This window comes from Sporosarcina sp. P29, assembly GCF_002743265.1.
Lineage (GTDB): Bacteria > Bacillota > Bacilli > Bacillales_A > Planococcaceae > Sporosarcina.
Map to the genome: position 1 here is coordinate 42,183 of NZ_PDYX01000018.1, position 13,765 is coordinate 55,947.

A 13,765-nucleotide genomic window follows, 5' to 3' on the forward strand; every position below is an offset into this window, starting at 1 on the left:
GTGATTGGAATGGGTAAAGTTTGGCTAGTCGGAGCGGGTCCTGGAGATCCTGATTTATTGACCGTCAAAGCGGTGAAAGCTATACAGCAAGCGGATGTAATTCTTTATGACAGACTGATCAATCAAGAAATTTTGACTCATGCGAAGCCGGATGCGGAATTGATTTTTGTAGGCAAGCTTCCGAAGCATCATTTCGTCCAGCAGGATATGATCAATTTCTTATTGGTTAAACATGCGAAGCAAGGTAAACGAGTCGTACGTCTGAAAGGCGGCGATCCATTTATATTCGGTCGCGGCGGTGAAGAAGCAGCGTTTGTGGTGAAGCATCACATCCCATTCGAAGTGATCCCGGGCATCACGTCTGGAATCGCAGCTCCTGCCTATGCAGGGATTCCCGTTACTCACCGTGATTACAGTGCATCATTTGCAATCGTCACGGGCCATCGTAAGGAAGGTGCCGAAGAGGCTGAGAAATGGCAGGCCCTCGCCAAAGGAATTGATACACTGGCCATTTACATGGGTGTCAGCAATCTTCCCTATATCCAGAAACAATTAATTCAACACGGCAAAGATCCAGACACACCCGTTGCATTCATTCATTGGGGTACTACAGAGACGCAGCGCACAGTTACTGCAACACTTTCCACCATGACAGATACGGCACGACTTGAAGAAGTCAAAAACCCTAGCATGATTGTTATTGGTGAAGTGGTCCGCTTACGTGACGAATTGCAATGGTTCGAGGAATCGAGCGAAGAACGTCGTTTGCATGAGACGATAGTATGAGAGCGATCCTATATATTTGCCATGGTAGCCGCGTAAAGAAAGGACAGCAGGCTGCTTCGGCCTTCATTGAGAAGACGATGGAAACCGAAGTGGCCCCTATTCAAGAAGCGTGTTTCCTTGAACTCGCTGATCCATCTATCGCAGTAGGTGTCGCACGCTGTATAGAACGGGGTGCAACAGAAATTATTGCTATCCCCTTTCTATTATTGCGCGCGGGCCATGCCAACGTGGACATTCCTACAGAGCTACAAGACGTCATGATGAGTTATCCTGATATTCCTGTTTACTATGGTGATCCAATTGGCGTGGATGAACGTATGGTTGATGTACTAATCGAACGATTGCATGAAACGACAGAAGTAATCCCTAACGATGCATCCATTTTATTGATTGGAAGAGGCAGTAGTGACCCGGCTACGAAAGAAGATTTTGCGAAAATCAAAAGAATATTCCAAGAGAAAACCAAGCTTCAAAATGTTCATGTCGGCTATCTAGCAGCTTGCGAGCCTTTTTATGAAAATGAACTTGAACGGCTACTAGAACACCAACCTAAAAATCTGTACATTTTACCGTATTTATTATTCACCGGTATTTTAATGAAATCAATTGAACGAACACTAAAGAAAACCCAAACCACAACCGCTATTCATCTCTGCCCCGAACTAGGCTATGATCCAGTAATTCATGCGATTCTGAATGAAAGGGCTAATGAAGCAGCAGAAAGGAAACGTGATCTCTATGTTCCCCATCATGCTTGAAAACATGGATGAATCTAATATTTTCTTAGTCGGTGGCGGGCACGTCGCATATCACAAAGCACTCAACCTACATCGGTTCGGTATTCATCCTACAATTGTCAGCCCTGAATTTCATCCATCTTTTGCGGAACTTGAACTGCAAGGGATGGTTACGCTCATTACAAAAGAAGCGGAATGGGAAGATGTTGCGAACGCTTTTCTTACCCTGCTCGTAACAGATAACGAAGCAGTGAATGATCACCTTGCCAAGCAATTGAAAGATGCAGGAAAACTAGTCGTTCACGCTTCCAATCCGTCTTTAGGCACTGCACAGATTCCCGCTGTTACTACACGTGGTAAACTGATCATCAGTGTATCAACAAGTGGCTCAAGTCCTTCATTGGCCAAAAAGATCCGTGACGAAATTGCTGAAACCTATGATGAACGATATGAGGAGTATCTGGATTTTCTCGCTACTGTTAGACATTATGTGAAGCAGCATGTAGCAGATCGTGCAGAGCGCAGAGCATGGCTGAAAGAAGCTATCGAGCCTATTTATCTCCATAACACAGAAGAGCGTCAAACATTTCTGAACGAACTACAGCAAACCTCTCCTTCAGAACAGCTCGTTAATTAAATATGAAATAAAAAAGATCCTTAATTCACTTACGAATTAAGGATCTTTTTATATAGTTTTCGATCGATTACTTGTTCATGTAAGATTTAATTTCTTCTTCAGACATAGAAGAATCACATTTAACGTTTACTGTGTCTCCATTTGTGTAGATAAAACCAGGTACTGTTGGAATGTCGTACTCATTACGGAAGGCAGAAACACCTTTCATATCAGCGTTTTCAATACTGTTAACGTAATAGATGTGGGTATCCGTTTCTTTGGCTACTTTGTTGAGTTTCTCAACGAAGATTTGGCAGTAAGGACATACGGATTTACCGACGTAGATTACAGCCTCGCCGTTCCCTTTTACTAGTTCGTCTGCTCTTGCTGAATCAATTTTATCAAAACTAGCTATATTTTCTTCATAATTCATTTATGATCAGTCTCCTTTCTTTGTTAGTAGTAGTATACCGCATTGTATAGCGACTCAAACAAATCTGCTTATGGGTTCACTCTTTCAAGAAACTTTTTACAAACGGATAGGCGTGAACGATATTCCCATCCATCCTGTCGTCATTATAGCCTGTGTTATCGAAAACTCAATCAAGACTAATTCATTTACTAGAACAGTCCTGTTGTTTTCCAAAACCGTTTAAGATATAGCTTATGCTCATGCCTACTACTATGTTCATAAACAGATTGACGTCATGCGCTGGAATGGCCATCACACTTGTAGCTACATAATCATCTCCTTGTCATGGATGATCCCATGTCACATGCCCAACTCTTAATCTGTTATGTACGCGATACAATGTTTGATACCCGTTGGAATACGATCAATGATAATCCCTCTATCTCTAACTTTCTAAGATTCATGGAAGTTCATATTATTCACACCAAGTGAAAATTTTATTTAAGTAAAGGTTTAGGTCTAGGTTTAAAATTTTTTCTATTTTAACAAAATAAAAAAAGGTAGCAAAGTTCCACTACCTTTTCAATCTTGATTAATGACCTAAATAAGCTTTCTTAATCGTATCATCTTGCAGTAATTCTTTAGCAGTACCAGAAGCAACTACTTTCCCATTTTCAAGTACATACCCACGATCTGCTACTTTTAAGGCTTGTCGCGCATTTTGTTCAACAAGTAATACAGTCGTACCTGCTTCATTAATCTCTTTAATAATTTTAAATATATCAGCAACGATTATCGGTGCTAGACCCATTGAAGGTTCATCTAGTAAAAGAAGCTTTGGTCTAGACATAATCACTCTGGCAATCGCTAACATTTGTTGTTGTCCACCTGAAAGTGTACCACCGTATTGCTCTTTTCGTTCTCTCAGAATTGGAAAGCGATCCATCACTTTTTCAATATCCGCGCCAACTTCGGAATCACTTCGGTGATATGCACCCATTTCCAAGTTTTCTAAAACAGTCATTGTTGCCAAAATACCTCGGCCCTCTGGAACAAGTGCTAAACCATTTCTTAAAAGCTGGTCTGGTCGACGGCCTGTAACATCTTTCCCTAAATAATGGATTGTACCTTCTTTAGGTTTTAAAAGCCCTGCGATGGTATTCATCATCGTCGTCTTGCCCGCACCATTGGCACCTAAAATCGTTACGATCGTCCCTTCTTCTACAGCTATATCTATGCTTTTTAACGCTTGAATTTTACCATAAAAGGTACTGATGTTATCTAGTTTAAGCAAGCTCATCTTCCTCCTCAACCCCGAGGTAGGCTTCAATTACTTCTTTATTGTTTTGAATACTGCTCGGTGTACCTTCTGCAATTTTTTTACCAAAGTTCAAAACGATAATTCTATTACATACACGCATCACTAGTGGCATATCATGTTCGATCAGTAGCACTGTAATATCTAATGTTTGGATTTTTTTAATTAAATTAAATAAATCATTCGTTTCTTTTTCATTCATACCAGCTGCTGGTTCGTCAAGAAGAATTAACTTTGGTCTACTCGCTAAAGCTCTTGCGATTTCTAATCTTCGCTGTGCACCGTATGAAAGGTTTTTTGCAATCGTTTCCTTGTCATTCGCTAAGCCGACAACTTCTAGTATCTCATCTGAAGTCGCCAAGACTCTAGCTTCTTCTGCTTTTTGAGCTTTCGTACGAAAAACACTTTGCATCACATTAGTTTTTAGTCGGCAATGATTACCTACCATAACGTTTTCACGTACTGTTAAGTCAGAAAACAAACGGATATTTTGAAATGTACGACAGATACCTTTTTCAGTGATTTGATGTGGCTTCAGATTTGAAAGTGGATTACCAACAAACGATATTTCACCAGAACTAGGAGGATACATAGCTGTAATCATATTAAACATCGTCGTTTTCCCAGCACCATTAGGCCCAATTAAACCAAGAATTTCGCCTTCTTCCACTGAAAATGAGACATCGGTTAAAGCTTGGATACCACCAAAGTTTTTACTGATCTTCTTTATTTCCAGTACCATGCTTTTCCTCCCCTTTCTTCTTAGGTTTCAATCGTTTAAATCGGTTCACCATATTCACATCGATAATTCCTTGTGGACGGAACGCCATCATAAGAACCAGAAGCGCGCCATAAATCATAAATCGATATTCGTTGATAAAACGTAGGAATTCCGGCATTGCAGATAAGAACACAGCTCCGAATATGGATCCCCATATAACCTCACTTCCGCCAAAGATAGAAAATATTAATATTTCTACTGCTCTGTGATAATCAAAGTCTGATGGGCTAATGTACGCCATTAAATGGGCATATAATGCGCCTGCAAATCCTGCCAACATTGCGCCCTGACCGAAAGCTAACACTTTGTAATACGTAATATTAATACCCATTGCTTCTGATGCTTCTTCATCCATTTTAATAGCGGAGAAAGCACGTCCAATTCTAGAATTATTTTGTCTTACAAAGAACCAAATGACTGAAATCGTTATAATAAGTAAGACAAAAAAGACAGCTAAACTTATGAATTGGTTATTTTTCAACCCAAACATATCAGGTTCTATTCCCATACTTTTACTTAAACTAAATATTTCTCTTCCAAGATGCGGAATGCCTGATAAGCCAATTGCACCGTTTGTTAAACCATCCCAGTTAATGAAAAGGACTCGAACGACTTCACCAAACCCAAGTGTTGCAATAGCGAGATAAACACCTTGCAATCTTAAAGCTGGTATACCAATTAATGTCCCAACAATCCCTGTAAAGATCGCAGCTATAATGACACCGAGTACAAGTGGCATATTATAATGTAGCGTTAGAATAGCTGTTGTGTACGCGCCTATACTCATAAAACCTGCGTGACCCAGTGATAATTGTCCCGTTCCAAGCGTTATGTATATACTAACAGCCAGAATAATATTGATTAAAATAAAAGAACTAACTTGTAGATAATACGGGTTTATTAATTCGCCTAACATCTAATCAACCCTTTCTTCCAGTTGTAGCTGTTCCAAAGATTCCTTGTGGTCGTACGATTAAAATAACAATGATTGCGATAAACGCAACAGCATCACGATAACCTGAATCTCCATAGGCTACGATAAATGTTTCAGCCATCCCTAAAATCAAGCCACCTACCATGGCCCCCCTTACATTACCTAAGCCACCTAAAATAATAATAGCTAATCCTTTAAGTCCGAAAGATAAACCCATTTGAGGGTTAACAGAGTTGAAAGCTATTCCAACTAAAATCCCAGCGATTCCGCCCATTGCCGATGCAATAATAACGGTTTGCGTTATCGTTCTCTTCGTATTTACACCGAGAAGACTGGCTACTGCTAAGTTTTCCGCACTTGCACGTAATGCTTTTCCTGCCTTTGTTTTAGATAACCAAAAAGTAAGTCCGAACATAAGTAAAATAGCAATAACGAAAATAATAATTTGAACGTAGTAAACAGTTGTTGATCCTAAAACGAATTTTAATTCCGAAAGTGATGTACGGAATGGGTGGTTACCTGAACCAAAAAAGTGATGTGCGACGTTCTCAAGAAAAATAGAAACTCCGATTGTACTTATTAAAGGCGCAAGATGTGAGACACCTTCTTTTCCTCGTAATGGTCTTAGCGCAAACGTTTCCAGAAAATAGCCTAAAATTCCTGTCACTACAATGGCAACAACAAATGCAATGTATAATGGCCAACCTAATATATTCGTGACGACGACGCCCATAAATGCTCCGAACATAAAGATTTCACCGTGCCCCATATTCACTACGTTTAATACACCAAATACAAGGGTGTAACCTAGCGCAACAATGACATAGATACTCCCTAATGTTAACCCATTTATTAATTGTTCAATTAGCAATAGTCCTCCTCCTTCTTCATTTTCGACTTATTTAATCAATCTCATTTTTCGTAAGTTATTTAGGAAAACAATAAGGCTGGGAAACCCCCAGCCCCTATCCTTAAAAATTATTCAAATACTACGTATTCGTCACCTTCAATAATTAAAACAGTTGGCTCCATAATAATGTCGCCTTCTTCATCAAATGACATATTTCCTAGAACACCTTCAAAATCTTTAATTTCAGCAAGTGCATCACGAATCGCATCACGATCTGCTTCACCAGCATTTTTAATTGCTTCAGCCATTACATAAAAACCATCATATGCTTGTGCTGCGAACTGGTCTGGCTCCATACCGTAAGCCGCTTCATAATCTTCAACAAACTTTTTCACTTTCTCGTCGTCTTTCTTAGAGAACCAAGGAGTTGCAACGATTAAACCATTTGCAGCATCACCAGCAATTTTAATGACTTCCGGTGAGTTAAAACCATTACCGCCAACAAATGGTACGTCAATTCCCATTTTGCGGGCTTGATCAAGAATTACTGCACCTTCATTATAAAGAGCAGAAGCTAAAACTAAATCTGGGTTAAGGCTCTTAATTTTTGTTAATTGAGCTTTATAATCAGATTGTCCTAACTGGAAAGTTTCTGTTGTTAAAACTTCTAAATCTAAATCTTCAGCAACTTGCTTCATCGTGTCATATCCTGCTTTTGTGAATACATCATCATTGCCGTATAAAATAGCAACTTTTTTCGCGCCATATTTATCAATAGCTTTCTGCACAGATGCAGGAATTGCTAACGTCTCAGGAATCGAGTTTCTGAATACATATTCTCCAAGTTGTGGAATACCTTCAGCTGTGTTTGATGTACCTAGAATCGGAACTCCGTTTAAATCTGCTTCTGGTCCAACAATTTGCATTTCAGTACTTAATGTAGGTCCAATAATTGCATCTACATTTTCTGAGTTCATTAATTTTTGTGCAACTGATAATGCTTCTTCTTGTTTGCCAGCAGAGTCTTCAATCTTCAACTCGATGTCGACTTCTCCTACTTCAGTAATTTCTTTGTGTGCAAGATTGATTCCGTTTGTAATCGCTTCACCATAACTAGCACCTGGACCAGTTAAGTATGAAATAACGCCTACTTTTGCTTTTACAACATCATCAGAATCTTCACTTTCAGTATCATCTGTTGATGAGTTTCCACATGCGACTAACATTACTAATGTGAAAGCCATTAAAACTGTAAACAAGAGTTTACTTCTTTTACTCATTCTACCCAGCCCCCTATTTGATTGAAATTTCAATCATTGAGAATTACACAACTCTCAATAATTTGTTAGTTATACCATTTGGCATTTTCATTTGTCACAACTCTGGTTATCCTATGACTTATCGAATATGAGCTTCTGATTTTACGTGACAAAATAGTGATATAACTAATATTTTGATTATACCTTATTATTATTAGTATAGGTATAATATTTCAAATATTTAAAACCATCATTTGCATTATAAATATTCATTTCTTAATTGCAGATAATGTAAAACATTTCAATAAACTGGATAGATCCACTTATGGCTATCTTCGCAGTGAGTTGTTACGGCACACTCTCTACCATTAGTAATCTTGTTATATTAAATGGTTTCACTTTTGCAGAGCAGTGACTAGTCAGTAATTTACTAGTTTATATGGTTACTCTTTTCATTTTTATTATTGTCCTATCTATTACTTTACGTCGGTAAGCAGACAAAAAGACCTAATTAAATTAGGTCTCTTCAAATTTCTTATGCCATAATCACACAATATAAAGAGGTATAAAAACTAGTCGTTTACGCTTCCAATCCGTTGTTAGCCACTGAGCAAATTCCCGCTGTCACTACCCGTGGTAAACTGCTTATCGGTGTATCAACAAGTAGCTCAGGTCCCTCATTGGCCAAAATGATCCGTGATAAAATTGTGAAAATCTATGATGAACGATATGGGATTTATCTGTATTAATTTCCTGAAGGCGGATAGTATGAAGCGATACATAGCGGATCGTACAAAGCGCAGAGCATATCTAAAAGAAGCTATCGAGCTTATTTATCTCCATAATACAGAAGAGATAAAATGTTTCTAAACGAACTACAGCAAACCTTTCCTTGAAAACAGCTCATTAGTTAAAAGATCCCTAATTCATTATCGAATTAAGGATTCATTTATATAGTTTCGATCAATTACTTGTTCATGAAAGATTTAATTTCTTCTCCAAACATAGAAGATTCATATGTAACGTTTACTACGTCTCCATTTGTGTAGATGGAGCCAGGTACTGTTGGAATATCATTGTTATTAGTAGTATTCCGCAATGCTTTAGCGCATAAACAAGTAAATGCTTACAAGCTGAATTCGCACACTATTTTTAAAGTTTGATTCATTGATCAATCAAGAACATAGAAAAACCCTGCCTATTTAGACAGAGTTTTTCAACGACATTTATTTATTGAATTCCTTTTTTAACCCACTCTGCCACAGTGACTGTACGCTTAGCTTGATATTTAACAGCAGCTTCTACATCTTCAATCATTTCACCGGACGGGCCGACTGTAACACTAGTTCCATAAGGGTTTCCACCCGCACCAAAGATTACTGGATCCGAATATCCTGGTGGAACGATAATCGCACCCCAATGCATCATCGAAGTATATAGCGATAGGATGGTTGCTTCTTGACCGCCATGTGGATTTTGAGCAGAAGACATAGCACTTACAACCTTATTTATAGTCTTTCCTTTTGCCCATATCCCACCCTGTGTATCAAGAAATTGTTTCATTTGAGAAGCCATATTACCAAAGCGTGTTGGCGTACTGAAAATAATAGCGTCTGCCCATTCAATATCATCTGATGTAGCTACTGGAATATCTTTTGTTGCATCAGCTGTTGCTTTCCATACATCATTGTTTTCAACTACTGATTGTGGAGCCAGTTCTTGTACTTTTAAAATTTTCACATCAGCACCTGCTTCTTTCGCACTTGCCTCTGCCCACTTTGCTAATTGATAATTCGTTCCACCCATACTGTAAAAAATTACTGCTAACTTAACTTTTGACATCCTAACATCTCCTTCAGTTTGATAAATATTGTTTCATTAAGGGCTCATACTATGAGAACCCATTCCTTCTTCCTTTCCCCGTTATTTCTATTACTAATCATCTCCATACATATAATTTTTATACCAAATCAACTTACTTTTCAATTGAGGTTGAGGTGCAACAGTAAAAAAATTATCTTAATGAATTCGTTAACAATCCAATACTACAATTCAAAAAGGACAGCTAGATTTTACTTTAGCTGCCCTACTTATCGACTTATACCTTATGAAAATTCGTTCCATCCGTAGTTTCTGCAACAATTCCAGCACGGATTACAAAGTCCCCGAAGTGTTCACCGTCATCGCGTTCTTTCGCATAACGTTTCAATATAGGTCCTAACTCACTTAATATCTCTTCTTCTCCAATATTTTCACGGTAAATCTTGCTTAAGCGTTGCCCCGTAAAGCCGCCACCTAAGTACATATTATATTTGCCTGGTCCCTTACCGATAAAGCCTATTTCCGCTATCGCTGGACGTGCACATCCATTCGGGCATCCTGTCATACGCGTCACGATCTCTTCATCGCCAAGTCCAGCTTCATCTAGCAAGCCCTCGATTTTTGTGATCAGTGAAGGTAAATAACGTTCTGCCTCTGCCATTGCCAAACCACATGTCGGCAGTGATACACATGCCATGGAGTTTCTACGTAATGCCGACTGCTCAGCTGGAGACTCCAAACCATACTTCGCAATAATCTCTTCTATATTCTTCTTATTTGAATCAGCTACATCGCCTAGAACTAAGTTTTGATTCGGACTCAGACGGAAATCACCTGTATGGATCTCTGCAATTTCACGAAGAGCAGTCATCAGTTTATAGTTTTCAGTATCACGCACACGACCGTTTTCAATGAAGAACGTATAATTCCAGCTTGTATTTTCTGCTGGCACCCATCCATAGCGGTCACCATTATGATCAAAGTGATAAGGGCGTGTCTCTTCCAATTCCCAACCTAGACGATTATGAAGCTCTCCAATTAACCAATCAAGTCCGCGAGAATCAATCGTGTACTTGAATCGTGCATACTTTCGTACAGAACGATTTCCGTTATCACGTTGGATCATCATTAAATGCTTCGCTACTTCTACTACTTGATCTGCAGGTACGAATCCAATCAAACGACCTAACTGAGGGTACGTCTGCTCATCTCCATGCGCCATTCCCATACCGCCACCTACAGCAACGTTGAAGCCGACTAGTTTTTCGTCTTCGACTATCGCAATCAACCCAATGTCTTGAGAAAATACATCAATATCATTCATTGGAGGTACCGCAATTCCAATCTTGAACTTTCTAGGCAAATACGTCGCGCCGTAGATTGGCTCTACTTCTTCCCCTGCCGTATCCACAACCTTTTCCTCATCCAACCAAATTTCATGATAAGCCGTTGTTTGTGGCAATAAGTCCAAGCTTAATCGCTTCGACCACTCATATATTTCTGCGTGAACTGACGATTGATTTGGGTTCGGGCTGCACATGACGTTTCGGTTGACGTCACCACAAGCCGCAATAGAATCCAGTAACGCGTCATTCATTTCTTGAATATTCTTTTTCATATTCCATTTCAAAATTCCATGCATCTGGAATGCTTGGCGTGTCGTTAACTTCAATGTACCGTTACCATATTTATGTGCCAGTTCATCCATAACCAGCCATTGCTTTGGCGTAGCGAAGCCAGCTGGTGTACGCACGCGGATCATGAATTGATAGGCCGGCTCTAACTTTTGACGCTGACGCTCTACCCGTAGATCTCGGTCATCCTGCAAATAACTTCCGTGAAATTTCATTAGACGGTTATCATCATCTGGAATTCCTGAACTGATGGAATCATTCATCGTTTCGATGAGGTTTCCACGCAAGTAATCACTTTCAATTTTAATTTCTTCTACATCACTCGGTGCTCCATCTTGTATATGGATCGGTTTTGTTGTTGAAGACATGCTCCCACTCCCCTTCAAATTACTTAATAGACATCTCTCTGATAGCGCTTTTCTTGAACTAACTGTGTAATGAATGCTTCAGCTTCTTCAAGTGATTTGCCGCCTTCTTGTTGAAGGATTTCTAATAACGTCGCATGGACGTCTTTTGCCATGTTCTGTTCATCACCACACACATAAATCACTGCACCTTCTTCAATCCATTGGTACAGTTCTTGACTTGCTTGCTTCATACGATGCTGTACATATACTTTTTCATCCGTGTCACGTGAAAATGCTACATCCAGGCGTGTTAATGCACCATCCTTCACGTAATTTTGCCATTCCGTCTGATAATAGAAATCTGTCACATAATGCTGATCCCCAAAGAACAACCAAGACTTTCCTTCTGCTCCTGTTTCACTACGTTCTTCAATAAATGAACGGAATGGCGCGATACCCGTTCCTGGCCCTATCATGATGATCGGTGTTTCGGAATTAGCAGGTAAACGGAAATTATCATTTTTATGGATATAGATTGGTAATGTATCTCCTGGCTCAAGGTTTTCTGCACATTGAATAGAGCAAACGCCTTGTCTGTCGCGACCATGCGCTTCGTAACGAACAACACCAATTGTCAGATGCACTTCTTCAGGATTCGCTTCTAGACTACTTGCAATTGAATATAATCTCGCTGGCAATTTACGAAGTATCCCCACCAGCTGTTGTTCTGAAGCTTCTACTGGTCCGAAGTCCTTTAATGCATCTAGTAAATCGCGTCCATCGACATACGCACGAAGTTCTTCTGCATGTTCTTTTTTTATAATTCGCTTCAACTCTTCTGACTCAGAGTAATTAGATAGTTTTTCAAGTAACGGTTTAGTTACTACAGTAATCTCTAAGTGATTCAGTAAAGCAATGCGTAAAGCACGGCGTTCACCTTGTGAGTTAATTTCGACGGTTTCTTCTGCATTCCAATTCCCTAGTTGAATAATCTCATCGATTAAGTCGGGATTGTTCGTTGGAAAAATCCCTACACTATCGCCCGGTTCATATGTCAGTCCAGAGCCTTCTAATGAAATCTCCACATGACGCGTCTCTTTATTAGAACCTCGGCCGTTTAGGTTAATATTTTCAAGTACTTCCGCTTTAAATGGATTCGTGCGTGAATACTGAGTAGAAGATGTAGTTTCAATTTCCACACTAGCTGCAGCCGATTGACCACCCGTTTGGATTTCTAATGAAACTTCCACCGCCGCTAGCCACTGTGCTGCCGGCTCATCATAATCCAAATCACAATCTACACGTGGTGCTAACGAAACAGCGCCAAGGTCGGATAGTTTCTGATCGAAATCAGCGCCCGTCTTACAGAAGAATTCGTATGAGCTATCGCCAAGTGCCAATACTGAATAATGAAGATGACCTAGTTTCGGGGCACGTTTTCCATGCAAGAATTCAAAAAATGGTAAGGCTGTATCAGGTGGATCTCCTTCTCCATGTGTACTGATGACAAGCAATAGATTTTCAATTTTCTTCAGGTTATTGGGTTTGAAATCATTCATAGACTGTATAGTCACATCAAAAGATTTCTCTTTTAACTTAGCTGCCGCTTGTTCTGCGATTCCCTGCCCGTTGCCTGTTTGGGAGCCATAAAGTATAGTTATTTCTTTTACTGCCGTCGGAACTTCGATAGCGGGACGCTCTAATACAGCGACGCCACCCGATGGTACTGAAGCTGAGCAGATAGCTGTTAAATAACCACTAAGCCAACTTTGCTGTGTTTCTGTAATGTTCGGCAATAAACGATTGAGCAATTCTACTTGTTCTTCACTAAAAGGACTGTTCGATACTTGTAACGCCATATTCATCACCCTCGCAACCTCTTATTGTATTTTTTATAATCGCTTAATGTTGCAGAAAATCTGACTAGACTGACAACTATTTTTAAGATGATTTCATTGTATTATGATTAATCCTATTAGTCAAGTAGGCATTTAATATAGTAAAGTAAACTTTGTAGAAATAGAGTAGTTGGAATTTTTGCTGGGGTGGGGATTTGCGCTTCGGAGGGACGCTTTCCCATGGGCGCGACCTTGAGCCTACTCGTCAGCTTCGCTTCCTGTGGGGTCTCAAGGCCCGCGCTGATCCATCGGGAGCATTCCTGTTTGGTTAGTGGAACCCTATTGAAATAGAAAAGTCCCCTTGGTATGATTCGGGGTGTCAAGGCGTCGACGGCTTGACCCCTAATTATAACCAAGGAGGACTCACATGAA

At 39.7% G+C, this 13,765-nt stretch carries 12 protein-coding genes; 3 read left to right on the top strand and 9 right to left on the bottom strand.

The window, feature by feature from the left end:
* The first annotated feature begins 9 nt into the window (after nt 1-9).
* From cobA to CSV68_RS13320, 3 genes are read left to right on the top strand one after another with little or no spacing between them, the layout of a single operon-like run.
* The gene (gene cobA / locus CSV68_RS13310; RefSeq protein ID WP_099662365.1) at nt 10-786 is read left to right on the top strand and encodes a uroporphyrinogen-III C-methyltransferase; all 777 of its coding nucleotides are present in this window, start codon (nt 10-12) and stop codon (nt 784-786) included.
* Nucleotides 783-1,544, top strand: coding sequence for a sirohydrochlorin chelatase (locus CSV68_RS13315; protein WP_099662366.1), 762 nt, complete (start codon nt 783-785; stop codon nt 1,542-1,544). The genes cobA and CSV68_RS13315 overlap by 4 nt, the downstream gene beginning before the upstream one ends.
* Nucleotides 1,525-2,160 carry an NAD(P)-dependent oxidoreductase gene (locus tag CSV68_RS13320; protein WP_099662367.1) on the top strand — a complete coding sequence of 212 codons (636 nt, stop codon included), beginning with the start codon at nt 1,525-1,527 and terminating at the stop codon, nt 2,158-2,160. The genes CSV68_RS13315 and CSV68_RS13320 overlap by 20 nt, the downstream gene beginning before the upstream one ends.
* 67 nt (nt 2,161-2,227) lie before the next feature.
* Here the strand turns inward: CSV68_RS13320 and CSV68_RS13325 are convergent, their stop codons facing one another.
* From CSV68_RS13325 to CSV68_RS13370, 9 genes are all read right to left on the bottom strand, one after another.
* Entirely contained in the window at nt 2,228-2,572 is a 345-nt protein-coding gene (locus CSV68_RS13325) for a DUF6568 family protein (protein ID WP_099662368.1), read from the bottom strand.
* A gap of 571 nt (nt 2,573-3,143) precedes the next feature.
* Nucleotides 3,144-3,845 (bottom strand): ABC transporter ATP-binding protein, encoded by a 702-nt coding sequence (locus CSV68_RS13330; protein ID WP_099662369.1) that lies wholly within the window; start codon nt 3,843-3,845, stop codon nt 3,144-3,146.
* A complete protein-coding gene (locus tag CSV68_RS13335) occupies nt 3,838-4,611 on the bottom strand; it encodes an ABC transporter ATP-binding protein (protein ID WP_099634732.1) in 774 nt (257 codons plus the stop codon). Before CSV68_RS13335 ends, CSV68_RS13330 begins: the two co-directional genes overlap by 8 nt.
* Nucleotides 4,583-5,566 carry a branched-chain amino acid ABC transporter permease gene (locus CSV68_RS13340; protein ID WP_099634733.1) on the bottom strand — a complete coding sequence of 328 codons (984 nt, stop codon included), beginning with the start codon at nt 5,564-5,566 and terminating at the stop codon, nt 4,583-4,585. The genes CSV68_RS13335 and CSV68_RS13340 overlap by 29 nt, the downstream gene beginning before the upstream one ends.
* 4 nt (nt 5,567-5,570) lie before the next feature.
* Nucleotides 5,571-6,455: a branched-chain amino acid ABC transporter permease gene (locus CSV68_RS13345; RefSeq protein WP_099662370.1), complete on the bottom strand. Its 885-nt coding sequence runs from the start codon at nt 6,453-6,455 to the stop codon at nt 5,571-5,573.
* 107 nt (nt 6,456-6,562) lie between these two features.
* Nucleotides 6,563-7,714 carry an ABC transporter substrate-binding protein gene (locus CSV68_RS13350; RefSeq protein WP_099662371.1) on the bottom strand — a complete coding sequence of 384 codons (1,152 nt, stop codon included), beginning with the start codon at nt 7,712-7,714 and terminating at the stop codon, nt 6,563-6,565.
* Between the two features lie 1,209 nt (nt 7,715-8,923).
* Entirely contained in the window at nt 8,924-9,535 is a 612-nt protein-coding gene (gene wrbA / locus CSV68_RS13360) for an NAD(P)H:quinone oxidoreductase (protein ID WP_099626281.1), read from the bottom strand.
* Between the two features lie 256 nt (nt 9,536-9,791).
* Complete coding sequence (gene cysI, locus CSV68_RS13365; RefSeq protein ID WP_099662372.1) at nt 9,792-11,516, bottom strand: assimilatory sulfite reductase (NADPH) hemoprotein subunit; 1,725 nt, start codon at nt 11,514-11,516, stop codon at nt 9,792-9,794.
* Between the two features lie 23 nt (nt 11,517-11,539).
* Nucleotides 11,540-13,354: an assimilatory sulfite reductase (NADPH) flavoprotein subunit gene (locus CSV68_RS13370; RefSeq protein ID WP_199175032.1), complete on the bottom strand. Its 1,815-nt coding sequence runs from the start codon at nt 13,352-13,354 to the stop codon at nt 11,540-11,542.
* Nucleotides 13,355-13,765: the final 411 nt, after the last annotated feature.

Bases quoted from the DNA above. Each gene is read 5' to 3' on its own strand.
- CSV68_RS13320 (WP_099662367.1), top strand. From the start codon at position 1,525: ATGTTCCCCATCATGCTTGAAAACATGGATGAATCTAATATTTTCTTA.
- CSV68_RS13340 (WP_099634733.1), bottom strand. From the start codon at position 5,566: ATGTTAGGCGAATTAATAAACCCGTATTATCTACAAGTTAGTTCTTTT.
- wrbA (WP_099626281.1), bottom strand. From the start codon at position 9,535: ATGTCAAAAGTTAAGTTAGCAGTAATTTTTTACAGTATGGGTGGAACG.
- CSV68_RS13325 (WP_099662368.1), bottom strand. From the start codon at position 2,572: ATGAATTATGAAGAAAATATAGCTAGTTTTGATAAAATTGATTCAGCA.
- CSV68_RS13370 (WP_199175032.1), bottom strand. From the start codon at position 13,354: ATGGCGTTACAAGTATCGAACAGTCCTTTTAGTGAAGAACAAGTAGAA.
- cysI (WP_099662372.1), bottom strand. From the start codon at position 11,516: ATGTCTTCAACAACAAAACCGATCCATATACAAGATGGAGCACCGAGT.
- CSV68_RS13335 (WP_099634732.1), bottom strand. From the start codon at position 4,611: ATGGTACTGGAAATAAAGAAGATCAGTAAAAACTTTGGTGGTATCCAA.
- CSV68_RS13350 (WP_099662371.1), bottom strand. From the start codon at position 7,714: ATGAGTAAAAGAAGTAAACTCTTGTTTACAGTTTTAATGGCTTTCACA.
- cobA (WP_099662365.1), top strand. From the start codon at position 10: ATGGGTAAAGTTTGGCTAGTCGGAGCGGGTCCTGGAGATCCTGATTTA.
- CSV68_RS13315 (WP_099662366.1), top strand. From the start codon at position 783: ATGAGAGCGATCCTATATATTTGCCATGGTAGCCGCGTAAAGAAAGGA.